At 63.8% G+C, this 25801-nt stretch carries 22 protein-coding genes and 1 pseudogene; 9 read left to right on the forward strand and 14 right to left on the reverse strand.

Going from position 1 to position 25801, the window contains the following annotated elements:
- Positions 1–92: 92 nt before the first annotated feature.
- The 4 genes from DT069_RS01495 to DT069_RS01510 all read left to right on the forward strand — a co-directional run bounded on the left by DT069_RS01495 (position 93) and on the right by DT069_RS01510 (position 4318).
- Positions 93–1115 carry an amino acid ABC transporter substrate-binding protein gene (locus DT069_RS01495; RefSeq protein ID WP_119458487.1) on the forward strand — a complete coding sequence of 341 codons (1023 nt, stop codon included), beginning with the start codon at positions 93–95 and terminating at the stop codon, positions 1113–1115.
- A gap of 125 nt (positions 1116–1240) precedes the next feature.
- Positions 1241–2407 (forward strand): amino acid ABC transporter permease, encoded by a 1167-nt coding sequence (locus tag DT069_RS01500; protein WP_119458488.1) that lies wholly within the window; start codon positions 1241–1243, stop codon positions 2405–2407.
- Positions 2408–2410: 3 nt separating this feature from the next.
- On the forward strand, positions 2411–3526 hold the full coding sequence (locus tag DT069_RS01505) for an amino acid ABC transporter permease (protein ID WP_425449925.1): 1116 nt from the start codon (positions 2411–2413) through the stop codon (positions 3524–3526).
- Positions 3527–3592: 66 nt separating this feature from the next.
- Complete coding sequence (locus DT069_RS01510) at positions 3593–4318, forward strand: amino acid ABC transporter ATP-binding protein (protein ID WP_162912956.1); 726 nt, start codon at positions 3593–3595, stop codon at positions 4316–4318.
- A 60-nt stretch (positions 4319–4378) separates the two neighbouring features.
- On the opposite strand, the gene DT069_RS24855 is transcribed toward DT069_RS01510, so the two are convergent.
- The 8 genes and pseudogenes from DT069_RS24855 to DT069_RS01555 form a co-directional block, all read right to left on the reverse strand.
- Complete coding sequence (locus DT069_RS24855; RefSeq protein WP_425449926.1) at positions 4379–5377, reverse strand: GNAT family acetyltransferase; 999 nt, start codon at positions 5375–5377, stop codon at positions 4379–4381.
- A 10-nt stretch (positions 5378–5387) separates the two neighbouring features.
- A complete protein-coding gene (sseA, locus tag DT069_RS01525; RefSeq protein WP_119458489.1) occupies positions 5388–6239 on the reverse strand; it encodes a 3-mercaptopyruvate sulfurtransferase in 852 nt (283 codons plus the stop codon).
- 177 nt (positions 6240–6416) lie between these two features.
- Positions 6417–7133 (reverse strand): alanyl-tRNA editing protein, encoded by a 717-nt coding sequence (locus DT069_RS01530; RefSeq protein ID WP_162912957.1) that lies wholly within the window; start codon positions 7131–7133, stop codon positions 6417–6419.
- A gap of 12 nt (positions 7134–7145) precedes the next feature.
- Complete coding sequence (locus DT069_RS01535) at positions 7146–8147, reverse strand: cysteine synthase A (protein ID WP_119458491.1); 1002 nt, start codon at positions 8145–8147, stop codon at positions 7146–7148.
- Positions 8148–8350: 203 nt separating this feature from the next.
- A complete protein-coding gene (locus tag DT069_RS01540; protein WP_119458492.1) occupies positions 8351–9415 on the reverse strand; it encodes a S1C family serine protease in 1065 nt (354 codons plus the stop codon).
- Between the two features lie 89 nt (positions 9416–9504).
- Complete coding sequence (locus DT069_RS01545; protein ID WP_425449927.1) at positions 9505–9672, reverse strand: MlrC C-terminal domain-containing protein; 168 nt, start codon at positions 9670–9672, stop codon at positions 9505–9507.
- A 107-nt stretch (positions 9673–9779) separates the two neighbouring features.
- A pseudogene (locus DT069_RS01550) lies at positions 9780–9944 on the reverse strand (hypothetical protein); the annotation flags it as partial.
- Entirely contained in the window at positions 9892–10512 is a 621-nt protein-coding gene (locus tag DT069_RS01555; RefSeq protein WP_119458494.1) for an NUDIX domain-containing protein, read from the reverse strand. The gene DT069_RS01555 and the pseudogene DT069_RS01550, both read right to left, overlap by 53 nt.
- Before the next feature lie 443 nt (positions 10513–10955).
- On the opposite strand from DT069_RS01555, the gene DT069_RS01560 reads away from it, so the two are divergent.
- From DT069_RS01560 to DT069_RS01575, 4 genes are all read left to right on the forward strand, one after another.
- Positions 10956–12602, forward strand: a complete 1647-nt coding sequence (locus DT069_RS01560; protein ID WP_119458495.1) for an ABC transporter substrate-binding protein — start codon at positions 10956–10958, stop codon at positions 12600–12602.
- A 90-nt stretch (positions 12603–12692) separates the two neighbouring features.
- Positions 12693–13634, forward strand: coding sequence for an ABC transporter permease (locus DT069_RS01565; RefSeq protein WP_119458496.1), 942 nt, complete (start codon positions 12693–12695; stop codon positions 13632–13634).
- An 11-nt stretch (positions 13635–13645) separates the two neighbouring features.
- Entirely contained in the window at positions 13646–14530 is an 885-nt protein-coding gene (locus DT069_RS01570; protein ID WP_119458497.1) for an ABC transporter permease, read from the forward strand.
- A gap of 9 nt (positions 14531–14539) precedes the next feature.
- Positions 14540–16612 (forward strand): dipeptide ABC transporter ATP-binding protein, encoded by a 2073-nt coding sequence (locus DT069_RS01575; RefSeq protein ID WP_119458498.1) that lies wholly within the window; start codon positions 14540–14542, stop codon positions 16610–16612.
- A 53-nt stretch (positions 16613–16665) separates the two neighbouring features.
- Here the strand turns inward: DT069_RS01575 and DT069_RS01580 are convergent, their stop codons facing one another.
- Positions 16666–17802, reverse strand: coding sequence for an aromatic ring-hydroxylating oxygenase subunit alpha (locus tag DT069_RS01580; RefSeq protein ID WP_119458499.1), 1137 nt, complete (start codon positions 17800–17802; stop codon positions 16666–16668).
- Between the two features lie 174 nt (positions 17803–17976).
- Between DT069_RS01580 and DT069_RS01585 the strand changes: the two genes are divergently transcribed.
- Positions 17977–20031: an oxidoreductase gene (locus DT069_RS01585; protein ID WP_119458500.1), complete on the forward strand. Its 2055-nt coding sequence runs from the start codon at positions 17977–17979 to the stop codon at positions 20029–20031.
- A gap of 8 nt (positions 20032–20039) precedes the next feature.
- Here DT069_RS01585 and DT069_RS01590 read toward each other — a convergent pair whose 3' ends face one another.
- The 5 genes from DT069_RS01590 to DT069_RS01610 all read right to left on the reverse strand — a co-directional run bounded on the left by DT069_RS01590 (position 20040) and on the right by DT069_RS01610 (position 25792).
- Positions 20040–21314, reverse strand: coding sequence for an NAD(P)/FAD-dependent oxidoreductase (locus DT069_RS01590; RefSeq protein ID WP_119458501.1), 1275 nt, complete (start codon positions 21312–21314; stop codon positions 20040–20042).
- Between the two features lie 139 nt (positions 21315–21453).
- Positions 21454–22629, reverse strand: coding sequence for an acyl-CoA dehydrogenase family protein (locus DT069_RS01595; RefSeq protein WP_119458502.1), 1176 nt, complete (start codon positions 22627–22629; stop codon positions 21454–21456).
- 4 nt (positions 22630–22633) lie between these two features.
- Positions 22634–23836, reverse strand: coding sequence for an aromatic ring-hydroxylating oxygenase subunit alpha (locus DT069_RS01600; protein ID WP_119458503.1), 1203 nt, complete (start codon positions 23834–23836; stop codon positions 22634–22636).
- A 28-nt stretch (positions 23837–23864) separates the two neighbouring features.
- Positions 23865–24497, reverse strand: a complete 633-nt coding sequence (betI, locus tag DT069_RS01605) for a transcriptional regulator BetI (protein ID WP_119458504.1) — start codon at positions 24495–24497, stop codon at positions 23865–23867.
- Positions 24498–24679: 182 nt separating this feature from the next.
- Positions 24680–25792 (reverse strand): ABC transporter substrate-binding protein, encoded by a 1113-nt coding sequence (locus DT069_RS01610; RefSeq protein ID WP_162912907.1) that lies wholly within the window; start codon positions 25790–25792, stop codon positions 24680–24682.
- Between the last annotated feature and the right edge of the window lie 9 nt (positions 25793–25801).

Below are 25801 nucleotides of genomic sequence, written 5' to 3' on the forward strand. Positions count from 1 at the left end.
AAAGGCTGGGCATCGTCAAGCCCTTGGTTACGTTCTAAGAGTTAACCCGGACTGGCGATAAGAAAAGGTCATAAACAGGGAAGGTTGGTTCGATGGTACAGTTGAAAATGCTGACCGCCGGTATCGCGGGGGTTGTTTTTTCCGTCGTCGGCGCGGCGGGCGCCGCGACGCTCGACGAAGTCAAATCGCGAGGCTATCTCCAATGTGGCGTCAACACGGGACTTCCCGGGTTCTCCGCGCCTGATGACCAGGGCAATTGGAGGGGGCTGGACGTCGATGTATGCCGCGCCGTCGCGGCCGCCGTGTTCGGCGATTCGGAGGCAGTCCGGTACACGCCCACGAACGCGAAGGAGCGGTTCACGGCGCTGCAATCGGGCGCCGTGGATGTGTTGTCGCGCAATACGACCTGGACCCTGTCGCGCGATTCGGACCTGAATTTCGAGTTCGTCGGCGTCAATTACTATGACGGCCAGGGATTCATGGTTCCGAAGGATCTCGGCGTGAGCAGCGCACTGGAGCTTGACGGCGCCGCCGTCTGTGTCCAGTCGGGCACCACGACCGAGAAGAACCTCGGCGATTATTTCCGCGCCAACGGTATGGAACTGCGCTCCGTCGTCTATGAGACGAGCGAGCAGGCCGTGCAGGCCTATATCGAAGGACGCTGCGACGCCTTCACAACGGATGCATCCGGGCTTGCAGCGGAACGGAGCGCGCTCGCCGAACCCGACGCTCATATCATTCTCCCTGAGATCATCTCGAAGGAGCCGCTGGGTCCGCTTGTCCGCCAGGGCGACAATGAATGGGCCGACATCGTCCGTTGGTCGCTGAATGCGATGATTGCCGCCGAAGAATATGGCGTAAGCTCGCAGAACGTCGACGAGGTGAAGGCCGGCACCGACAATCCGGAGGTCCGGCGGCTGCTCGGCGTCGAGGACAAGATGGGCGAGATGCTCGGCCTCAGCAACGACTGGGCCTACAATATCATCAAGCAGGTCGGCAATTACGGCGAAAGCTTCGAGCGGAATGTCGGATTGAAGACGCCGCTGGCCTTGGCGCGTGGCCTGAACGAGCAGTGGACCAAGGGCGGAATCCTGTACGCGCCGCCTGTACGCTGACGGGCATGCTCTGAAGATGGCGGGCCGTGTGCCCGGGCCGATCACGGTACCGGGCACGCGGGCGCTTTCCCGCATCTCGGGTTGACCGGGAGGAGGCTTCGGTGACTGCCAGTGCAGAAACCCAAATGACATCCCGCAGACGCTCCCTGCTGCAGGACGAGCGAATTCGCGGCCTAATCCTGCAGATTCTCGTTGCTGCGGGCGTGATCGCCTTTGCGGCCTTCATCGTCCATAACACGGCGACCAACCTGGCGCGCCAAGGGATTGCCACGGGATTTGGCTTCCTTGGCAACACCGCCGGCTTCGATATTTCCCAGCATCTGGTCGAATACAAGCTGACCTCGAGCTATGGTCGGGCGTTTCTGGTCGGGCTGCTGAACACGCTGGTCGTCTCGGCCTGCGGCATCGTGCTGGCGACGATTCTCGGCTTCCTTATCGGCGTGGCGCGGCTCTCCAAGAACTGGCTCGTCGCGAAGCTCGCGACCGTCTATGTCGAGGGGATCCGCAACATCCCGCTATTGCTGCAGATCCTGTTCTGGTACTTCGGTGTGCTGGCGACGCTGCCGTCCGTCCGGAACAGCCTGTCGCTCGGCGATGTGGTGTTCCTCAACAATCGCGGCCTCTACGCGTCGTGGCCGATCTTTGAGCCGGGCTCGGGGCTGGTCGCTGCGGCGTTCGTCTTGGGTCTGATCGGGGCCATCGCGCTTCGGCGGTGGGCAAAGCGGCGCCAGGATCGGACCGGTCAGCCGTTTCCGATCTTCAGGGCAGGGATCGGCCTGCTCCTGGGGCCGCCGCTGCTCGTGGCGCTCCTGGCCGGGCTGCCCTTCTCCTGGGAGCATCCGGAACTGCGCGGCTTTAACTTCTCGGGCGGGCTGCGGGTCCTGCCGGAGTTTGCGGCGTTGCTGTTGGCGCTGACACTCTATACGGCGGCCTTCATCGCCGAGATCGTCCGCTCCGGCATCCAGGCCGTGAGCTATGGCCAGACGGAGGCTGCCTATTCCCTCGGCTTACGACCGCGTGTGACGACGCGGTTGGTAATCGTCCCGCAGGCGCTCCGCGTCATCATCCCACCGCTGACGAGCCAGTATCTCAACCTGACCAAGAACTCGTCGCTGGCAGTCGCAATCGGCTATCCCGATCTGGTCAGTGTCTTCACCGGGACCGTCTTGAATCAAACGGGACAGGCGGTCGAGGTGATCGTGATCACCATGCTGGTCTATCTGACGATCAGCCTGGCCATCTCGATCTTCATGAATTGGTACAACCGGCGAATTGCATTGGTGGAGCGGTGAGGAATGGCTGAGGCGATGCAGCACTACAAGCCAGGCGAGCACCCGGACCTGCCGCCGCCGCGGGAGTCCGTCGGGCCGATTGCCTGGGTGCGGCAGAATCTGCTCTCCTCGCCGCTGAACGCGGCTCTCACCATCGGCTCGCTTTACCTGCTGTATCTCGTGCTTCCACCATTCCTCGACTGGGCAATCTTCTCGGCCAATTGGCAGGAAGGGACGTCGCGCGCCGACTGCGTGAAGGACGGCGCCTGCTGGACGATGGTGCGGGCGCGGTTTGGCCAATTCATCTACGGCTTTTACCCGCAAGACGAGCGCTGGCGCGTCAACGTCGCGTTCCTGCTTTTTTTCGTGCCGGTGGCGGCGTTGCTCATCGAGCGGGTGCCGGGCAAGAGATACTTCGCGATCTTCCTCTTCGCCATTTATCCTGTTATCGCCTATATCCTGTTCTACGGCGGGCTGGGCCTTCAGGAGGTGCCGACGGCCCGATGGGGCGGCCTGATGCTGACCCTGATTCTGGGCGCCGTGGGAATTGTCGTCTCGCTGCCGATCGGTATCGTCCTTGCGCTCGGCCGGCGCTCGGCGCTTCCCGTCATCAGCCTGATCTGCACCGGCTTCATCGAGTTCGTGCGCGCGGTGCCGCTGATCACGGTGCTGTTCATGGCATCGGTGATGCTGCCCTTGTTCCTTCCCGTGGGCGTCACCTTCGACAAGCTGTTGCGGGCGATGGTCGGTATCGCGCTCTTCGGCGCCGCCTATATGGCGGAGGTGGTGCGAGGCGGGCTGCAGGCCATTCCGCGGGGACAATATGAAGGAGCAATGGCGCTCGGCCTCAACTACTGGAAGATGACCGGCCTGATTATTCTGCCGCAGGCGCTGCGCATCGTGATTCCCGGCATCGTCAACACCTTCATCGGCCTGTTCAAGGACACGACTCTGGTGCTGATCATCGGTCTCTTCGAGTTGCTGGGGATCGTTCAGGCGGCGGCGCGTGACGCCAACTGGATCGGCTTGTCGCGGGAAGGGTTTGTCTTCGCCGCGCTCGTTTTCTTCATCTTCTGCTTCGGGATGTCCCGATACAGTCAATATCTCGAGCGCCGGCTGCATACCGGCCACAAACGCTGACAGGAGGGCTCAATGGCGAACGCGACAGCCGCCGCCCGCTCCGACATGGATGTTTCCGACGAGGTCATGATCCAGATGCAGGGCGTGCACAAGTGGTTCGGACAGTTCCATGTTCTCAAGAACATCGATCTGACCGTTCACAAGGGCGAGCGGATCGTGCTGTGCGGGCCGTCGGGCTCGGGCAAATCGACGCTGATCCGCTGCATCAACCGGCTCGAGGAGCATCAGCGCGGTCGCATCATCGTCGATAATGTCGAACTGACGCACGACCTCAAGAACATCGAGCAGGTGCGGCGCGAAGTCGGCATGGTGTTCCAGCACTTCAACCTGTTTCCTCACCTGACCGTCCTCGAGAATCTGACTCTTGCTCCGATCTGGGTGCGCAAGATGCCGCGCGCCGAGGCGGAGAAGCTCGCCCGGCAGTATCTGGAGCGGGTCCGGATCCCCGAGCAGGCGGACAAATATCCCGGCCAGCTCTCCGGCGGCCAGCAGCAGCGCGTCGCCATCGCCCGTTCGCTCTGTATGAACCCAAAGGTCATGCTGTTCGATGAGCCGACCTCGGCCCTCGATCCGGAGATGATCAAGGAGGTGCTCGACGTGATGATCGAACTGGCCCGGTCGGGCATGACGATGATCTGCGTCACGCACGAGATGGGCTTCGCCCGCACCGTGGCGAACCGCGTCATCTTCATGGACGGTGGCGAGATCATCGAGGCCAATGACCCGGAGCGGTTCTTCAACAACCCGCAGTCCGATCGGACCAAGCTGTTCCTCAGCCAGATTCTGCATTAGGCCGTACCCCGCGGCCGGTTATTCTAGGGGCGGGTTTCAAACTCGCCCCATGGCGCCGATCTAGGAACCTGGCAGCGGCAGCCGAGGCTCCAAATGGGGTGGGATCAGCCCGGACAGTCGCGGATCGTCGATCGTCTTCGCCACCTGCCGGACGGGCACGAACCCGAAGCGCTGATATAGGGCAAGCGCTTTCGGATGGTCGAGCGTGCAGGTATCGACCGTCAGTTGGCGCGGCTCATAAGACCAAGCCTTGCGAACGCCCCAATCCAGGAGATAGGGGCCGAGACGGCGACCGATGAAGGCGGGCATCAGCCCGAAATAGGCGATTGCGATATCGGGCGCCGGCCGGCGGTCGAGCTCGATGAAACCGGCCGGAGTGCCGCCATCATAGAGGACATAGATCTCCACCTGCGGGTCCTGAATCTCGGTTGCGAGCGCATTGTCGTCGAGCAGCCGCCGGTCGATCCAGAACCAGGGCTCGCCGACCGTGTCGTAGAGAAAGCGGTAGAACGCCACCGGCGGCGCCTCCGCCCGCAATAGTGCCCGCTTGCCGGGCGGCGCCGGTACCGGAGGCCGCGCCGGCGGCTCCGTCATTTCCAGATAGGTGACGACGACGTCCAGGGTCCGTTTCTCCGGCCGCTCGCCCTCCGCGCCGAGCCACTTTCCCATGACGGTCCGCGGCGTCTCCGCATAGCCCAGCGTCGCGTAGAAATCGCGGACGGCCGTATTGGTCTCGCGGATCATCAGGTTCACTTTCGGCAGCCCGCAGGCTGCCAGCCAGTCCTCGGCCTCGCGGACGAGCGCGCGGCCGAAGCCCTGTCCGCGCTGATCCGGCGCGACGGCGAGCTTGTAGAGCCAGCCGCGATGGCCGTCATGGCCGGCCATGATACTGCCGATCAGCCGGCCGTCCCGGTGGCCGAGGAGGAGGATCGCGTTCGGCGCGTGCTGCATGAAGGGAATGTCGCGGGCCGGATCGTTCTGAGGAGTGCTGATGCCGCAGGCGTCCCACAGCGCGACGAGTGCCGCGAACTCGGACTCGCGATAGGGCGTGACCTTCATGGGCCGACCGTCACGGTTCCACGGGCGTATCGCCCGGCCGACCCCAGTCGGCCCAAGAGCCGTCATAGACCGCCACATCCTTATGGCCGAGCAGGTGCAGCCCGAAGGCCAGCACCGCCGCCGTGATCCCGGAGCCGCAAGTCGTGACCACGGGCTTTCGCATATCGACGCCCGCCGCGCGGAACCGCTCCGCGAGCTGGTCGGCCGGCAGAAAGGTCTTTTCCTCCGGATCGAGAAGCGAGGTGAAAGGCAGATTGAGGCTGCCCGGAATATGGCCGCTGCGGCGGCCCGGCCAGATCTCCGGTGCGGTTCCGTCGAAGCGTCCCGCGTCGCGGGCGTCGAGCACCTGCTCGCGGCGGCTTTCCAGATTGCTCCGCATCTGTTCGCGGTCGCGCACCATCAGATGGTTGAGCCGCGCCGTGAAGTGACGCTCGCGCGGGAAGGGCGGCGTCTCCTCGACCGGGCGGCCTTCGCGCAGCCACTTCGGCAGTCCGCCGTCGAGGATCGCCACATCGGTATGGCCGAAGACACGGAACGTCCACCAGACACGCGCCGCGCTCATCATGCCGTGCGCGTCATAGACGACGACGCGGTTCCCGTCGCCGAGACCGAGCTTGCGCACGCGGGCGGAGAACTTCTCCGGGCTGGGCAGCATATGCGGCAGCTCGCTGCCGGTGTCGGCGATTTCATCGATGTCGAAGAAGACCGCACCGGGAATATGGCGAGCATCGTATTCCGCCCGCGCGTTCTTGTTCTGCATCGGCAGATAATAGGTCGCGTCGACGACACGCAGATCAGGCGCGTCGAGGCGTGCGGCCAGCCAGTCGGTGCTGACCAGGCTTTCAGGATGGGCGTAGGGCATCGGGCGATTCGACCAGGATAGGTTCGAGGGTTGTCCGGCCACTCTTGTCATGCCCAGGCTTGATCCGGGCGTCCAGGACAATTTCTCCGGCGGCGGCCGGCCTGGATTGCCGGGGCGAGCCCGGCAAAGACAATGGAGATGACGCGAACAAGGAGGTGTTCATGTGACGGTGCTCGATCAAGAGAGGAACGCCAGATTGATCCGTCGGTTCTGTTTGCCCTTGTTCTCGATCTTGGTGACCTCGACCGGTCCGATCTCGCCGGTCCGCGATACATGCGTGCCGCCGCAGGGCTGCAGATCGACGCCATCGATGTCGAGGAGGCGAACGCGGCCCTGGCCTGTCGGCGGCTTGACCGACATGGTGCGGACAAGCTCGGGCTGCGCCGCCAACTCATCGTCGGCGATCCAGCGCGGCCGCACCGCATGATCTTCCTGGATCAGCCGGTTGAGCTCTGCGGTGATTGCTTCCTTGTCGAGCTGCGTGTCCGGCAGGTTGAAATCCAGCCGGCCCTTGCCGTCGCCAACCTGACCACCGGTCACGTCGCCGATCACCACGGCGCAGAGCAGGTGCAGGCAGGTATGCATGCGCATCAGCCGATGCCGCCGCGCCCAATCGATCTCGGCGGTGACGGCCATGCCGACCGCGGGCAGCGCCGATCCCTCCGTTGGAACGTGAAGCACGTCGTCGGGCCCGTCGCCCTTCACCGTATCGACGATGGCGATGACGCGGCCATCGTCGAGGTGCAACGAACCGATGTCGCCCGGTTGACCGCCGCCGGTCGGGTAGAACACGGTGCGGTCAAGGCGAATGCCGCGGTCGTCGGTGCCGATCACGCGCGCCGTGCAGTTCCTGGCATAGGCATCGTTGCGGAAGGCGAGTTCGGTGGCCGGCATCGCATCCATCGGCTATGCCATCCATTCTGGCACCGGCAGGTCCTTCGAGCGAAGGAACTCCGGGTTGAACATCTTGCTCTGATAGCGAGTGCCGGAATCGGCGAGAATGGTCACGATGGTGTGGCCGGGGCCGAGATCGCGCGCCAAGCGGATCGCGCCTGCGAGGTTGATGCCGCTCGACCCGCCGAGGACGAGCCCTTCCTGCCGGATCAGATCGAAAATCAGCGGCAGGGCCTCCTCATCCGGGATCTGGTAGGCCTCGTCGATCGGCGCGTCCTCGAGGTTCTGCGTGATTCGGCCCTGGCCGATGCCCTCGGTGATCGAGCTGCCCGTCGATTTCAATTCGCCATGTTTGTAATAGTTGAACAGCGCGGCGCCCATCGGATCGGCAAGGCCGATGCGGATATTCGAATTGCGCTCCTTCAGGGCCATGCCGGTGCCCGCCAGCGTGCCGCCGGTGCCGACGGCGCAGATGAAGCCGTCGACCTTGCCCTCCGTCTGCTCCCAGATCTCGGGCCCGGTCGTGCGATAATGTCCGTCCCGGTTGGCGGTATTGTCGAACTGGTTGGCCCAGATCGCCCCGTTCGGCTCGCTCGCCGCCAGTTCCTCCGCCAGCCGGCCCGAAACTTTCACATAGTTGTTGGGGTCCTTGTACGGCACTGCCGGCACTTCGCGCAGGTCGGCGCCGCAAAGCCGCAGCATGTCCTTCTTCTCCTGCGACTGCGTCTCGGGGATGACGATCAGCGTGCGATAGCCGCGCGCATTGCCGACCAGCGCCAGGCCGATGCCGGTGTTGCCGGCCGTCCCTTCGACGATCACACCGCCCGGCTGCAGCAGGCCGTTGGCCTCGGCGTCCTGTATGATCGCAAGCGCCGCGCGGTCCTTCACCGAGCCGCCGGGGTTGAGAAACTCAGCCTTGCCGAGAATGGTACAGCCGGTCGCCTCGGAGGCGGCCCGCAGGCGGATGAGAGGCGTATTGCCGATCGTATCGATGAAACCGTCGCGAACGTTCATGGAGTCCACTTGTATTGCAACTTGCCGCCGAACGGCGCCATTGAGTCAGACGAAAGCCTGATCCGATCACATCGAACCGATGTGATCGGTGAATCCGCCTCTAGCTGTATGAATTCAGAGGACGATTCACCGATCAGGTTGGTCCAACCTGATCGGATCGTACTCTAGCCGCGCAGGGGGATGACAATCAAGCGGACGTGGCCTTATTTGCAGGTGATGAACACCGTGTAGGCTTTGGCGGCATCGCCGATATCGGCCGCTCCCATGACCCTGCCAGGGCCGGCCAGCCGGTACTCGATGTCGAGTCCTTCCAGGAATGTGCGCGCGACCTCGGCCTTGATGGCGAAGTTGACGTTCTCGGAAAGGCTGCCGGTCACCTGAAGCATCCGAAGGGCGTTCAAGCTGGAGACGATGACACCGACGACGTTCCCGCTCGAATCGATGAGCGGGCCGCCGCTGTTGCCAGGCTGAACCGGCACCGTGATCTGCAGCCGGCGGGCATCGTTGTGCAGCCCCGCCAGAGCGCTCACCACGCCGGAGGTGACGTTGATCTGCTCCGCCAGGACATGCTGCAGCGGGAACCCGACGGCGACCACCCCCTCGCCGGCACGCACACGCTCGCCATCCCGGAAGGTCGCGACCGCGGTGGTGCCCTCGGCCATCTTCAGCACCGCGAGGTCATTCACAGGATCAACCTTGATGACGGTGAGGGGCGACCGGTCGTGGCCCACTTGCCCATTGAAGGTCGTGCATCCCTCGACGACGTGGGCATTGGTCAGGAGATATCCGTCGGAATTGACGATGAAGCCGGATCCCGACTTTCCCCCCGAGTCGGCCGTTCCCGCCGTCGTTGGGTTCACTTTGATCGCCAATCCCCGGCATTCGGCCTCGGTCCAGCAATTGCTCGACAAGGACAGGCCATAACCCCTCACCCGACACTGCAGATCGACAATGCCGTCCGCGCCCACGGCATAGGCCTCTCGCCGCAACAGCAGCAGCGCCTCCCTTTCACTCGCGCTGGCGCCATATTGCCTTGTCTGGCATGAATGGCCGGTGACCTCGGAGATTACGTCGTAGTTCTCCGGTGCGATTTTCCCCCGGGAAAAGACCCTGACCAAGTTGTCGTCGGGGTCGTCCTGACTTTCATTATAAGGAACCGGATGAAACTCGCCCGGCTCGACGCAGCCGAGGAGCGTGAAAGCCGATAAGGCGGCAATAAAAACTGTCCGCCAAATGCCGGCATAGCGGCTCGATCTTCCGTTTTGCATGCTTCCCCCGTGCCGGATGCTTTCCGGTTATCCCGCTATAGTTTTCCCGATCGTTTTGCCCTCAGCAAGACATTCGGCTATTCTGGCGACTATTCTGGAAAATTGAGCGGGTAAAGCTCCTGAGGAGCCTGCCGAAATCCGTATCGCCGCAGGTCAGGTGAGGCGGGACCCGGCGCGTCGATCTCAATGATCGCGCGGCAGAGCGGGGCAAAGGCTGCGCGGAAATGGTTCTTGACCTTGATGCAGAGCAGCCGCACCGCCGCCAGATCGATCCCGTCAAGCGCGAAGTAAGCCGGGTCGTTCGCGACTGGCAGCTTTCGGTGACGATTACCTGAATTCCGTCGACTGCGAGCAACACCGTCCTTCCGAGCGCAACGGAAAGGTTGGTCTGCATCGGGTCGGTATTGCGGAAGCGGCCATCGGTCAGGCGCAGGATCTTGGCTTCGATCGCGACCGGCGGGCGACGGCGAGGCGGTTCATCGGTGACTTGTGTCAGCTGGAGCCCATCGGCGACGCAGATCGTCGTGATGGAGCAGCAGCCATTGAAGGGCGATGATCGTCACCGCATTGCCGACCTTCTCCTGCTCGAGACGGCTGGCGATGGCCTCGAATGGAACCACCTCGACGCGGATGTCCTCATGCTCGTGGGCAAGGCCGTGGATGCCGCCGACGCCGCGGCTGTCGACCCGACCACAATAGACGGCAACGGACTCGGTCGCGCCGCCGGGGCTGACCAGATAGCGGCAGATCGGCGCCAGATCGAGGATCGCGCACCCGGCCTCCTCTTGCGTCTCGCGCACGGCGACCGCCTCGACCGTCTCGCCCGCCTCAATGATGCCGGCGACAATTTCGGTCTGCCAGGGCGGGAACTCGGCCAGATAGGCGCCGATCCGGAACTGCTCGAGCAGGACGACCGCATCGCGGTCGGGATCATAGGGAAGGACCGCGGCGACATGGCCGCGCTCGAAGACTTCCCGATCCATCGGACGACTCCATCCACCGGCATGCAGCCGGTGTCGCAATCGATATGAGTCGATTCTGAAATATCCGCTGTAAGCGTTTCTTTTCTCGATAATTTCGACGTCGGTTCTATCCATCTTGAGCTCGGAGTCTGGATGCGGAATGTCGGGTTGATGTCCGCCGGCCGGTGACGGCGGTAGCGAAGGACGCTATCCCAGGTCGCCCTTCGGCGCCAAGCTACCGTTCCATTGCGCGGCGTGATATCCGGAGGGGAGGGGGCGCTGATCGGTCGCGCGTCGCAAGCGACACATAAAAGGTCGTTGGTCAAACAGACGGTGGGGGGCAGCGGCAGCTTCGATTGCAGGGACGGGGGCCGCCTGGCTGCTGTCCCGACGACGCTCCACTCATCCGTCGGGCACGGCTCGGTGAGGAAATCCTTGAACCACCTCCGCAAAGAATGGTTTGCTAGGACTCGGGATAAATCGGTGCGACCGGCGACATGCGGGGAAACGCACTTTGGCTCACGCATCGACGTTAACATTCTGATAAGTCAGACGCTGAACCTGACGGGGAGACAATAATGTCTGAAGACCTGAAGAAAATTCATTCCTACCTGCCGAAGCTGGTCGATCAGCTTCAGGAGGGCAGGGTCGACCGGCGCGAGTTCCTGCGGACCTCGACGCTGCTCGGCCTGTCGGCCACGGCGGCCTATGGCTTCGCCGGAATTACCCAGAAGGGCTTGGTCGCCCCGGCGCGGGCGCAGTCGAACGCCACGGTGCGGATCTCGATGCGAGTGGGTACGCTGGAGAATCCGGCAACCTATTCATGGGTGTATGATTCGAACGTAGCGCGGCAGGTCTGCGATTATCTAACCCGGACCGACTCGGAGAACATCACGCATCCCATCCTGCTCGAGAACTGGGAGGCGAGCGACGACCTGAAGACCTGGACGCTGAACCTGAAGCAAGGGGTCAAATGGTCCAACGGCGACGAATTCGTGGCCGATCACGCGATCTGGAACCTGAAGCGCTGGGCCGATCCCGCGGTGGGCTCCTCGGTCCTCGGCCTCATCAAGGGCTATCTGATGAACGATGAGGGTACGGAACTGTGGGATCCCAAGGCCATCGAGCAGGTCGATGACTATACGATCCGCCTGAACTGCCGGTCTGCACAGCTCGCCGTTCCGGAGCATCTGTTCCACTATCCCGCACTGATCCTGCATCCGAGCGAGAACGGCGTCTTCGGCGTCGGGTCGATCGGCACCGGCGCCTACAGCATGACCGAGTATGAAGTGGGCAGAAAGGTCGTGCTGAAGCGGCGTGAGGGCTATTGGGGCAAGCCGGCGGCGATCGAGACCATCGAGTTCATCGATAATGGCGACGACGCGGCGACCGAGGTGGCAGCGCTCTCTTCCGGCCAGGTGCACGGCCTGTATGAAGGCTCGACGCAGCAATATGCCGCCTTGCAGAAGATGGAGCATGTTCAGATCCATCAGGTGGGCACCGCCCAGACGGGTGTGGCCCGCATGCAGCCCCAGCACAAGCCGTGGGGCGATGCCCGGGTTCGCAAGGCGATGCGGCTGGCGCTCGATACCGAAAAGCTGCTGCAGGTGGCCCATCTCGGCCTGGGTCTGCCGGGCGAGCACCATCATGTCTGCGAGGTCCATCCCGAATATGCCGATGTCGGCTTCATGAAGCAGGACATTGAGGGTGCGAAGGCGCTGCTCGCAGAGGCCGGCCATCCGGACGGGTTCGACACCGAGATCTTCTGCAAGGGAGATCCCGAGTGGGAGCCAATCGCGGTGCAGGCGATGGCGCAGATGTGGCAGCAGATCGGCGTACGGGTGAAGATCAGCGTGCTGCCCTCGACACAGTATTGGGAGATCTGGAACAAGCCGACCGCGCCCTTCGCCTTTACGACCTGGACGCACCGGCCGCTGGGTGTCATGGCCCTGGGTCTGGCCTACCGCACGGGCGTGCCGTGGAACGAGAGCTTCTATTCGAATCCGGAGTTCGACGCGCTACTGACCAAGGCCGAGGGTATCCTCGATGTCGACGAGCGCCGCAAGGTGATGGTCGAACTTGAGAATGTCATGCTGGAAGACGGCCCTGCCTGTATCCCGCTGTGGCGCGCCTGGTTCACGGCCATGGACAAGCGGCTGAAAGGCTATGAGGCCCATCCGACCTCCTACTTCTTTTGCGAGAACTGGTCGTTTGAGGAGGCATGAGGCGGCTCGGGGACGGTGCGCTGACCGCGCCCGTCCCTTCCTCCTCGCGTCGACGCGCCGGAGTTTGAGGCTGGGGGGGGACGACCCGGCATGACCGCTTTCTTCGCCAAAAGAGCAGGTTATCTGCTGCTGACCATGGTCGTGGTTTCATTCGCGATCTTCACGATCATGGAATTCACGCCCGGTCAGGTGGCCCGCAAGGTTCTCGGCCCCTTCGCCACCCAGCTTCAGGTCGACATGCTGACCGAGGAGATGGGGCTGAACCGGCCCGTCGTCGTGCGCTATCTCGAATGGGCCGGGAACGTCCTGCAGGGGGATCTCGGCCGTTCGACGCTCTACAAGCAGCCGGTGGCCAACGTCCTCTGGGACCGCCTGGGAAACACGGCGATCCTTGCGGCCATTGCGTTCGCCATCATCGTCCCGGCCTCGATCATCCTCGGCGTCGCCGCCGGCATGCGGGAGGCGTCGCTGCTCGACCGAACTATATCGATCGGCGGCATCGTCACGACCTCCATTCCGGAGTTCGCCTCCGGCGTTTTCCTGGTCAGCATCTTCGTGATCTGGCTGGGGTGGCTGCCTGGGACTTCGACGCTCAACACGGGCGGCGGCTGGCCACTGGCCTCGCAACTCGTGCTGCCGGTCGCGGTGATGGTGCTCTATGACCTCGGCTATGTGGTCCGCATGGTTCGCGCCTCGATGGTCGAGGTGATGACGCGACCCTATATCCGAACGGCGATTCTGAAGGGTCTCTCCTTCCGCGACGTGATTCTGAAGCACGCGTTGCGAAACGCCATGATCGCGCCCTTCACGGTGATTCTCCTGCAGATCAACTATCTCGTGACTGGCGTTGTCGTGGTCGAGGCCGTGTTCGCCTATCCGGGCTTCGGCCGCCTGATCCTAGAGGCGGGGCTGTCGCAGGACGTTGCGGTGATCGAGGCCGCGACCCTGGTCGCTGTCTTCATCACCGTGATGGCGCAGATCATCGGGGATTTCGGCTATATGCTGCTCAACCCCCGCATCCGGTTCAGCTGAGGGGGGCGCCGATGGCCGTCGAGACTTCACCCGGACCGACACGTCGAAGCCTGCTGGCGCCGGTGACCGGCCGGCTACGCCAGATTGCGCTGCTTCGCGAGTCGCCGGTTGGCATGGTCGGCGCTGCCCTGGTGTTGTTCTGGGCTTTGGTCGCGCTGTTCGCGCCGTTCCTGGCGCCTTATGACCCAAACGCCAACGACTATCTGGCGCTCGCCGATCCGACGCCCTCCGCCGAGCACTGGCTGGGCACCGACAATCAGGGACGCGACATGCTGTCGCGCGTCATCTGGGGCTCCCGGACGGTGCTGACGGTGGCGCCGATCGCCGTTATCTGCGCCTATGTGATCGGCTGCCTGTTCGGGCTTCTGGCCGGCTATTACCGCGGCTGGATGGATACCGTGATGATGCGGATCGCCGACATCATCCTGTCCTTTCCGGTGATCATCCTCTACATCATCATCATCGCGACCTATGGCCCATCGGCGGCCAATATCGTCATTGCAGTCACCTTCACGGCAGCGCCGCAGATCATACGGATCGTGCGTGGCCTGACGCTCGAGATCCGCGAGCGGGATTACGTCGCCGCAGCGAAGATGCGGGGCGAGTCCACCTGGTACATCATGCTCGTTGAGATCCTACCGAACGCGCGCGGACCGTTGATCGTCGATGCCTGCCTTCGGATGGGCTACACGATCATCGCGATCGGCGTCCTCGGCTTCCTCGGCCTCGGCCTGCCGCCGCCGGACCCGGACTGGGGCGGCATGGTCAAGGACACTTACGGCTTCATGTCGATCTGGCCGCATATGGCGCTGATTCCCTGCGCCGCCATTTCATCCCTCGTTGTCGGCTTCAACTTGCTGGCAGACGGTTTGCGTGAAATCAGCCTCCGCGATTGAGAGGACGACGTGACACAGCAAACTCCCGTTCTCGAACTTCAGAATGCCAGCATCTCGTACTTCACCCGGGCCGGCGAGATAAATGTCGTTCCGGACCTCAGCTTCAAGCTGGAGCAGGGGGAAGCGCTGGGTCTGGTCGGCGAATCGGGCTGCGGTAAATCGACCGTCGCTTTCGCCGTGATGTCCTATCTTGGCGGCGCCGGCCGTCTGACCAGCGGCCGGATCCTGTTCGAGGGCCGCGACATGAGCAGCATGTCGGCGGCGGAGCTGCGGCAGATCCGTGGCGGCAAGATGGCCATGGTCTATCAGGACCCGATGAGCAGTCTGAATCCGGTCATGCGGATCGGGCAGCAGCTCATAGAAGTGCCGATCATCCATCAGGGCGCGAGCAAGAAGGAAGCGCGCATCCGTGCCCTTCATATGCTGAAGGAAGTCAACCTCCCCGATCCCGAAAGCGTTTTCGAACGCTATCCGCATCAGCTCTCCGGCGGGCAGCAGCAGCGGGTGGTCATCGCCATGGCGCTGATGGCCGAACCGTCGCTGCTGGTCATGGACGAACCGACGACAGGGCTCGATGTGACGGTCGAGGCGGCGGTGCTCGATCTCGTCCGCAGGCTTCGGCAGGTTCACAATTCGGCGATCGTCTTCATCAGCCACAATCTCGGCACCGTGGTGCGGATCTGCGACCGGATCGGCGTCATGTATGCCGGCGAGCTGGTCGAGGAGGGGCCGATCAGCGAGGTGTTCCGCCGGCCCAGCCATCCCTACACGCGCGGCCTGCTGAACTGCATCCCGGCGCTCGGCAGCGACAAGCATTCCACGCCGCTCGTGCCGATCCCGGGCCAGGTGCCGCCGGCGCTGCACCGGCCGAAAGGCTGCATTTTTTCGTCGCGCTGCGCCTATGTGGTGCAGGGGCGCTGCACCGACCATCGAATCCCCATGGAGCATGTGCGCGACAGCGGTCGTCACCGCGTGCAATGTGTACGCTATGACGAGCTCGATCCCTATCGGAGGCCGACGACCGCCACCTCTGCCGCCGCTGTCGCGGCGGAAGAACGCGAGGCTGACTCGGTGCTGGAGATCGAGCATCTGCGGAAGATCTATCACCAGGCGGCGAGCATCTTCGGCGGCGAGGGTGGATATGACGTCAAGGCGCTGAACGATATCAGCCTGTCCGCAAAGCGCGGGACGACGCTCGCCATCGTCGGCGAGTCAGGCTGTGGCAAGTCGACCTTGGCGAAGGTCCTGACCGGGCTGGAGGAGGCGACTAGCGGGACCGTCCGTCTCGAGGAAACGGATATCGGCAAGCTGTCCGTGGAGAAGCGCGGGACCGAGATCAAGCGGAAGCTGCAGATGGTCTTCCAGAACCCCGACAGCACGCTGAATCCCAGTCACTCGGTCGGCTACGCCATTTCACGCTCGCTGCGGCGGCTGAAAAGGATCGGCGGCCGGCAGGCGCGTCAGGAGGCGCGCCAACTGATGGAGACCGTGAAGCTGCCGGCCGACTTCGTGATGCGCAAGCCGCGCCAGCTCTCCGGTGGCCAGAAGCAGCGGGTCGCGATCGCCCGCGCGCTTGCCGGCGATCCCGATCTGGTGGTGGCGGACGAGCCGGTGTCGGCGCTCGACGTCTCGGTCCAAGCGGCGATCATCAATCTGCTGATGGAGATCCAGAGCGGACGGGACGCGACGCTGCTCTTCATCTCGCACGACCTGTCGGTCGTCCGCTACCTGGCCGACCGGGTGGCGGTGATGTATCTCGGCAAGGTGGTCGAGTTCGGCTCGGTCGAGGACGTCTTCAACCCGCCCTACCATCCCTATACGGAGGCGCTGCTGTCCGCGGTGCCGATCCCGGACCCGGACCTGCAGCAGAAGCGCATCATCCTGGAAGGCTCGATCCCGAGCGTGACCGATATTCCGAAGGGCTGCCCCTTCGCCACGCGCTGCCCGCGCAAGATCGGCGAGATCTGCGACACCACGCCGCCGCCGGAGCATCGCACCGCATCCGGCCATCGCATCCTCTGCCATATTCCGCTCGATGAGCTGAAGCATTTCGAGCCGGTGATCTCGACCGCGGCGGAGTAGGGCGGCCACGCAGGGCCGCCCCTACGGATTTCCGATTTGATGTAGGGGCGACCCTATGTGGTCGCCCCATCCAATGCTGTCGCCACGAGCTGGTGGAAGTGATGCACCGCATGTTCGCTGATCTGGGTGCGCTCACGGTCGACGATGAAGCGGCCTTGCGTGTAGCCGCGTGAGTGCAGGCCGCGCTGCACCGACTCGCAGAGGGTGTTGTCTTCGATCGTCAGGATGTCGTTGGCGTAGTCGATCCGCGCCTGCTGCTGTTCGTTGAGCTCCTTGCTCATGAAGTAATAGTCGGTGATCTCCAGGGTCCGGTTCGGACCCAACGGCTTCAGATAGAACATCGCCATGTTGCTGGCGCCGGGCGAGACGTTGATCGTCGTGGTCGGCCATAGCCACCAGAACGCACCGACCTGCGAGTCGTCCTTCGGGTCGAACTTGAAGGCCTTGTTGTCGGGCCGTCCGCTGCGGCTGACATGGGTCGAGTAGATCCCATGCGTCTGCGACCGGTAGCTGTCCATGTCGACGAGCTGCGCGAAGGCGGGATGCGCAGGCTCGCAGTGATAGCATTCGAGAAAGTTGTCGACGATCACCTTCCAGTTCGCCTCGACGACCCAGCTCGCTGTCGCCGCCTTGGTCAGCCGGTCGAGATCGGGGATGTGGTGGCGCAGCTCCGCCATGAGATCGCCGGACTGTTCGGCGAGCGGTACCGCGTCCGGGTCGAGATTGACGAAGATTAGCGGCCCGAACGTCTCCAGCCGGACCTCCTTCAGGCAGAACTCGCCCTTGTTGAAGCCGTCGACGTTCTCGCTGCCACGCGCGGTCCGCAACGCGCCATCGAGGTGATAGGACCAGGCATGATAGGGACAGGTAATCACCCTGGCCTTGCCGGCACCGCGCAGCAGCTCGTGCGCGCGGTGGGAGCAGACATTGTAGAATGCGCGGAGCTTCTCGTCCTTCCCGCGGGTCACGAAAAGATTCTGGTCGAGTACGTTGCAGGTGAGATAGCTGCCCACCTCCGGCAGGTCCTCGACATGGCCGACATACTGCCACGAGTGGAAGAACACCAGCTCCCGCTCCTGCTCGAAGATCTCCGCCGACGTATAGTATCGCGCGGGCAGGGTATAGGAGCGTGCCGGATCGGCATGAAGCTTCTTCTCCCAGGCGGGACGGGCGATGGTCGCGTTCGACATGGCGGCACCTCGATCTCTGGAACCATTGCGTTATATAGCAAATTTGCCCGATTTCGACTGTCGCAAATCCGACTCTCTCGATCTCTCCGGAAGCGAATGCAGGCCGTGGACAGGGCCTGCCGGAGACTCCTACAGTGCGGACGACATCGAATCGGAGCTTCCATAGGGGGCGATATGACGCGCGATCCGCGATACGACATTCTATTCGAGCCGGTGAAGATCGGCCCGGTGACGGCCAAGAACCGCTTCTACCAGGTGCCGCATTGCAACGGCATGGGCCATCCGATGCCGCGCGCAGTCGCGGCGATGCGAGGCATGAAGGCGGAGGGCGGCTGGGCGGTGATCTGCACCGAGGAATGCGAGATCCATCCCAGCGGTGACGTCGCGCCCTATGCCGAGGCGCGGCTGTGGGACGATGACGACATCCCCGGGCTCGCGTTGATGGCGGAAGCCGTGCATCGGCATGACGCGTTGGCCGGGGTCGAACTGGTCCATAACGGCCCGTCCTGCGGCAATCTCTACAGCCGGGAGGTGCCAATCGGCCCGTCGCATCAGCCGGTCAACGGCTATGCGCCGGTGCAGGCCCGCGCGATGGACAAGGCCGATATCCGTGCTTATCGGCAATGGCATCGCGATGCCGCCAAGCGCGCCCGCAAGGCCGGGTTCGACGTTATCTATGTTTATGCCGGCCATGATCTGTCGCTGCCGATGCATTTCCTGCAGCGCCGCCGCAACGACCGCATCGACGAATATGGCGGCAGCCTCGAGAACCGGGTCCGGCTGTTCCGCGAGGTCATCGAGGACACGAAGGAGGCGGTCGGCGATCGCTGCGCCGTCGTGGTCCGCATGGCCGTGGAGGAGCTGCTGGGCGAGGACGGCCTCACCAGCGAGGCCGAGGGGCGCGACGTCATCGAGATGCTGGCCGAGCTGCCGGACCTGTGGGACGTGAATGTCAGTTCCTGGTTCAACGATTCCACCACCTCGCGCTTTCATCCCGAAGGCTCGCAGGAGCGCCATATCGCCTTCGTGAAGAAAGTCACGAGCAAACCCGTCGTCGGAGTCGGCCGCTTCACCTCACCGGACACCATGGTGTCGATGATCCGCCGCGGCGTGCTCGACATGATCGGGGCCGCCCGCCCGTCGATCGCCGATCCGTTTCTGCCCAAGAAGATCGAGGAGGGCAGGCCGGACGACATCCGCGAATGCATCGGCTGCAACATCTGTGTCAGCGGGGATTTCACCATCACCCCGATCCGCTGCACGCAGAACCCGACCATGGGCGAGGAGTGGCGCAAGGGGTGGCATCCGGAAGTCATCCCGGCGAAGACATCGGACGAGTCCGTGCTGGTGGTCGGCGCCGGGCCGGCCGGGCTGGAGTGCACGCGAGCACTGGGACAGCGCGGCTATGCGGTCCATCTCGCCGAGGCGACAACGGACTTGGGCGGCCGCGTCTCCGCCGAATCGCGCCTGCCAGGCCTCGCCGAGTGGGCGCGGGTGCGTGACTATCGCGTCTACCAGCTTGGCAAGTTGCCGAATGTCGAGATCTACCGTGACAGCCGCCTGACGGCCGAGCATGTCCGCGAGTTCGGCTTTCCGCATGTCGTCGTCGCGACCGGCGCGCGCTGGCGGCGCGACGGCGTCGGCCGTGACCGTATTCGACCGGTGCCGGGTTTCGACGGAGCGGGTGTCTACACGCCGGACGATATCATGGCGGGCGCCATGCCCGCCGGTCCCGTGGTGGTCTTCGACGACGATCATTTCTATATGGGCGGCGTGCTGGCGGAGAAGCTGCGCCGGGAGGGGCTGGAGGTCACGCTGGTGACACCGGCGGAGGCTGCGTCCGTCTGGACCGCCAACACGCTCGAAGTGAAGCACATCCAGAAGCGGCTGCTGGAACTCGGTGTGGAGATCGTTCCCAACCGGACGGTGACCGGCTTTGACGGCGAGGCGGTCGAACTGGCCTGCGTCTTCACTGGACGCCCTGCGCGCCAGCCTTGCGCCTCGGTGGTGACCGTAACGGCACGCTGGCCGGAGGAGGGGCTCTACCGGGAGCTTCGCACAGATCCGGACGCGCTCGCCGCGGCGGGTATCCGGTCGGTGACGGCGATCGGCGACTGCCTCGCGCCAGGCACCATCGCAATGGCCGTCTATGCCGGCCACCGCTACGCCCGCGAGTTCGGCGAACCGCCGGCGCCGCCCGTGCCGTTCAAGCGCGAGCTGGCGGTCTAAACCTCGGTCTAACCTTTAAGCCAGTCGCGGAACTGGTAGGACCAGTAGACCATCTGCACGGCGGCGAGCCCGGCCGGTCCGCCCGTCCAGTTCAGGCCGAAGGGGGCGAACAGCCTGTAGCGATCGTCGCCTTCGGCGATGGCGCCGGCGATCAGCTCGCCGGCCATGGTCGTGGTCGCCATGCCGTGGCCGCCGAAGCCCATGCAGTACCAAGCGCCCGGCGAAACCTCGCCGAGCTGCGGCATGGCGTGCGTGGGATAACCCATCAGCCCGGCCCAGGCCGCCTCGACCTTGACGCCGTCGAGCTGCGGATAGACCTTCATGAGCTTGCCGAGCATGATCCGCGCCAGGCGCCGCGGCTCCGTCCGGCGGATCGTAATGCCGCCGCCCCAGAGGATCCGCGTGTCGGCGAGCGGCCGGTAATAGTCGAAGTCGAAGCGGGAATCGATGATCGCGTAGGGTGAGCGAATCGCCGTCCGCAACCGGTCGCCCAGCGGCTCCGTCACCATGACATAGGTCGCGATCGGTTGAACCGCCGCCGAGAGGCGTGGATGCAGCCCGTCGATATAGCCGCCGCAGGCGATCACAACAGTCTTCGCGCGAACCCAGCCATCGGCAGTGCTGATGGTCTTGGTTGGCGCGTCGAGCTCCATCCCGGTCACGGCGGAGTCCTCGTAGATGGCGCCGTCCTGCGCCTCCACGGCGGCGGCGATACCGATCGCATAGTTCAGTGGGTGGAAGTGGAAGGCGTTCGGATCGTAGAGGGCGTCGTGATAGCGCCGGGTGACCAGCTCGCCGCGCAGACGCTCGCGCGGCCAGAATTCGAGTTCGACGCCGAAGGTCTCGGCCATATAGGCCTGCTCGCGCTTGGCCGCCTCGGGATCGTCCGTCCACCAGGCTTTCAATGCGCCGAAATTGACCGGCCGACAGGGAATCGCATGGTCGTCGATGCGGCGTCGCACCAGCCGCACCGCATCCCGCGTCAGAGCGTGCAGCTCGCGCGCGTGGTCGCGTCCGACCCGCTTCACCACCGCCTCGGGGCCGCTCGCAAAGCCCGCCGACACGAAACCGCCGTTGCGCCCGGAGGCACCCCAGGCGACCCGTCGCGCCTCGAGAACGACAACCCGCTTGCCGCGCTCGGCAAGCCCCAGCGCGGTCGACAACCCCGCCAGACCACCGCCGATGATGCAGATGTCTGTTTCGATATCGCCACTGAGCGGCGGCCGTGGTGGTATCGGCGTGGCTGTGCGGGCGTAATAGCTGTCGATGTGGCTGCTGGTCATTGATTGCCCTGTTCGCGGAGCGCGCCTCGTCCTTCGACAAGCTCAGGACGACGTCCGAACTATGATCTCCTAGTGCTGAGCCTATCGAAGCATGAGAGCCTGGCACGATAGCATGGCCGCGTCACGACGTCCTTGCCCGTCACTCCACCAGCGCCGCCTGGCCGCGCTTGTAGAGGCCGTTGGCGACGATCATGCGCTGGATCTCGGAGGTGCCTTCCCAAATACGGTCGACCCGTAGCTCGCGGAAGAAGCGTTCGGCGACGTTCTCGCGCATATAGCCGCGGCCGCCGAAGATCTGCACCGCCCGGTCGGCGACCCGGTTTGCCATCTCGGAGGCGTAGAGCTTGGCCATCGAGGATTGGGCGTGCAGGATCTTCACATCCTCGCCGGCATCAATCGCCTCGGCGACCCGGTAGGTCATCAGCCGCGCCGCCCACAGTTCGGTCAGGCTGTCGGCCAACATGAACTGGATCGCCTGATGCTCCGTCAAGGACTTGCCGAAGGATGTTCGATCGCGTGCGAAGGCGGTCGCCTCGTCGATCAGCCGGCCGGCGGCACCACAGCAGCGCGCCGCGATCATCAGCCGCTCATAGCGGAACCAGTCATAGGTGAAGGCCATGCCGTCGCCCTCATCGCCGATACGGTTCTCGACCGGCACGCGCACATCCTCGAACCGGTAAATCGGATGATGCGCGGCGTAGCTGTGGCCATAGGCCGGCGTCCGCACGAGCCGCACGCCGGGCGTATCCATGTCGACAAAGAACAGCGCGTGGGTACCGGCATGGGGGCCGCACACGATCTTCGCCTGAAAGATGAAATGATCCGCGTGGTTGGCGCTGGTCACATGCCACTTCTCGCCATTGAGGACGTAGCTGTCGTCTTCGCTGCGCGCCGTCGCCTCGATCGCGTCGACATCCGAGCCGGCGCCGGCCTCGGTGATCGCGTAGCATTCGTGCCGTTGGCCGGCGATATTGGGCTTCACCCAGGTTTCGATCTGGTAGGGTGAGCAGGCCCTAGCCATCCAGCGGTTCGGGCTCGGGAAGCACCAGCCGAGCGCATTGGTCACGCGGCCGATCTGCTCGGAGACCACGGTTTGCTCCAGCATCGTCAGGTTGCCGCCGCCAAGCTCTTTCGGCATGTCCATGCCGTAGAGGCCCATTTCCCTGGCGAGCCGGCGATGACGGTCGCGCACCTCCGCCGGCAGCTCGCCCTGGTTCATCTCGGCCTCGACCTCCCAGGGGATCAGCTCCTCGTCGACGAACCTGCGCAGCTTCTCTTGCCAGACACGCGCGCCGGCAGGCAGTGGATAGGACATCGGTTCAGACCTTGCGGAGACTGTCGTTCAGCGTCTTCATCATACCCGGTGCGGGCGGCCGGGGGAGGCGGGCGACAGGGAGCGCCGTCCGGATCATGTCGTGGAGTTGGCGCAGGCAGATCTCTTTCTCGGACAGCAGTCCAGAGACGTAACTCTCGGAGGCAAGGCCGCCCTGAACGGACCGGATCAACGCGTCGTCCTCGCGCTGCACCTGGACGTTGATGCGGTGGTTGAGGAACTGGGCCGCGCGCAGCCGCCTGTCGGCGCCGGGCAGCCGGTAGGAGCGGCCGACCATGACAGACTTGCCCGGCGCAGTCGGCAGGAGCCGGAAGAAGTCCATCTGGTCCGGATAGACGTCGAAGGCGATATTGGGCAGCATCACGTAATAGCTCCAGGCCCGCCGCCGCTCAGCAGGCAGATGCTCAATCTCCGGCAGCAGCATCTGATAGTGCCGCTCACTCCAGTTGTTCGACGGCTTGTCACGGAGCCAGTGGATGGCGCGGGATACGTTGCCGGGCCGGGTTTCGACATCATAGCGGGTGCCGAACAGCCGGTAGAGACCCGGATGGCCGACTGGGACGTGATAACCTTCAAGGTAATTGTCCATCACATTCTTCCAGTCGACTCCGGGTTCGATCCGGAAGGGTGGTCCAACGGGTTCCATTTCCTCGAACCGGTAGGGCGCAAGCTCGGCATGAAAGGGCGCCATCCGCTCCGCCACGCTCGGACCGCCGCTGCGGAATCGGATGAAGACGAAGCCCAGAAAGACTTCGAGATCCAGCGAGTGGAGCCCGAACCGCGCCTTGTCGAGGTCCGGGAAGCTGGCCTCGCCTGGCACCGCCTTCAACCGACCGTCGAGCGCGTAGGTCCAGCCATGATAGGGGCAGCGGATGGCGCCGTCGCAATGGCCGTTCGCCCCGTCGACCACGGCAGCGGCACGATGTCGGCAGACATTGTAGAAGGCGCGCAGCGTCCCCTCCGCATCGCGGATCACGAACGCCCGCTCGCCTGTCACCTCGATCGTGGCGAACTCGCCAGGCTCTCTCACCTCGCTTACATGGCAGACGATCTGCCAGTTGCGCAGGAACAGGTTTTCCCGCTCCAGTGCAAAGAATTCGGTGTTCTGATAGGTCCAGCCAGGTAGCGTCTCGGCGGTGAACGCCGTTGCCGCCGGCTCGCTCTTCAGCAGTTCGACGCTCGCGCTCATCAGAAATCTCCGTTCGGCAGAGAAGGGATCAGGCGGCGCTAGCGGCACCGGTGCGGGCGGCGAACTCGGCGGGGAAGAAGCCGGCCAGGAACGCCCGGCAGGTCCGCTTCGCCTCTGCCCGGTCGACTGCGTCGGGGTTGATCAGAATGTCCAGCCAGAGGCCGTCGATCATCGCATTGAGGCCACGGGTGACCGTCGCCGCATCGACGTGCTCGTAGCCGCCGGCATCGATGATCTGCTGGAACAGCGCCAGTGTCTGTTCGAAATAGCGGTCCGACAGCCGCCGGCAGAGCCGAAGGTAGTCAGGTCGCCACCGGGCCTCACCCCAGAATGCGTACCACACGGTCACCTTCTTCCGGCTGGCGATCGCCGGGTCGAAATCGGCGTCGATCATCGCCTCGATCTGACCGGTGGGCGAGGGGTCGGCGCGCGCCACGGCCGCCAGCCAGAACGCCTCATATTCCTGCGCCATGTGACGCAGGGTCTCGACCAGCAGGGCCTCCTTGCTCTTGAAGTAGAAATTGACGATTCCGCGCGACAGCTTGGCCCCGTCGGCGACATGGGCCAGTGTCGTCTCGGCGAAGCCGCGTTTGGCGATCGAGTCGATCGTCGCCTCGATCAACTGAACGCGGCGCACCTCCTTGATTTCCATTCGGCCCATGACAATTCCTTCCTATAGCGTATCACTATATCTTGGATAGACAGTTAAGTCAATGATATAAAGCGGAAAATCATATTTTACTGAATGAGCGATCAATCAATAAAGCGTTTTGGGATTGGTATTTGGTTCAAAAAATCGCCCCCGCCAAGTGGCGGGGGCGTCCAGGAATTGACAGGCGCCGGTTACAGGCCGGCTTTGATCTTCTCGAAGATGCTGTTCATAGTCTCGCGCTGCTTGGCCGACATCTCGTCGAAGAAGACGCTATTGGCCAATGCTTCCTTCGCGTTCGCGATGCCCAGCTCCTCGAGCCGTTGCTGTTCAACCAGATCAAGGCTGTTCTGGTTGGAATGGCCATAACCGAACTCCTCGATCAGCGCCTTGCCGGTCTCCGGTGCCAGCATGGCGTTCATATAGTCGTAGGCGAGATCCTCCGATCCCGGCCCGTCCTTGACGAGCGCGAGACCGCAGACCCAGGTCAGAATGCCTTCCTTTGGAGCCATGTAGCTCACCTCGAGTCCCTGCGCCTTCAGCGTAGTGATCGACTCGTTCCAGGCGGTGGAGGCGACGAGTTCCCCGGAGGCCAGCGCCTGCTCGACCTGGGTCGTGTCGGTCCAGTAGAACCGGAGGTTCTCGTGGATCCGCCGCATTATCTCGGCAGTCCTGTCGATCTCCTCCTCCGTCAGGTTGAAAGGATCCTCGACGCCGGCGAGCAGGCCTGCGATGGCCGTCATCGTCTCGGCCGAATCGAACATCGACATGCGCCCCTTGTAGCGCTCGTCCAGCAGGATCGAATAGGATTCCTCCTCGAGTTCCACGAGATCGGTCCGATAGAGGATCGAGGTGTTCCCCCAGTCCCAGGGCATGTGATAGGCCTCGCCGTCGATCATCACGCCCTTGATGTCCTTGAAGCTCGGAAAGATGTTGCCCCACTCGTCGAGTCGCGAGGTGTCGATGGGCCGGAGCACCCCGGCGTCTTTCCAGCGCTGAACATTGCTGGTGCAGGGGTGCGAGACGTCCGGGGTGAAGCCGGACCTCAGCTTCTGCAACGCCTCCTCCTCTTCGCCGAAGAAGCTGAACTCGGGCGACGTTCCATGCTTCTCGACATAGGCCTCATGGAAGATCGGGTTGTCGTATTCCGCCCAGGTGAAGACCGTCAGGTCACCCTGGGCCCTTGCCGGGCGGGTGATCAGTGGAAGGGTTGTCGCGACGAGGCCGGCGGACGCCAGGCCGTTGAGAAGTTGTCGGCGGTTGATCCGACCTTCTACAAACTCCTTGATAGGCGGGGTCTTTCTCATTTTTCTGTC

The organism is Virgifigura deserti, from assembly GCA_003576685.1.
In the GTDB taxonomy this organism is placed as follows: domain Bacteria; phylum Pseudomonadota; class Alphaproteobacteria; order Dongiales; family Dongiaceae; genus Virgifigura; species Virgifigura deserti.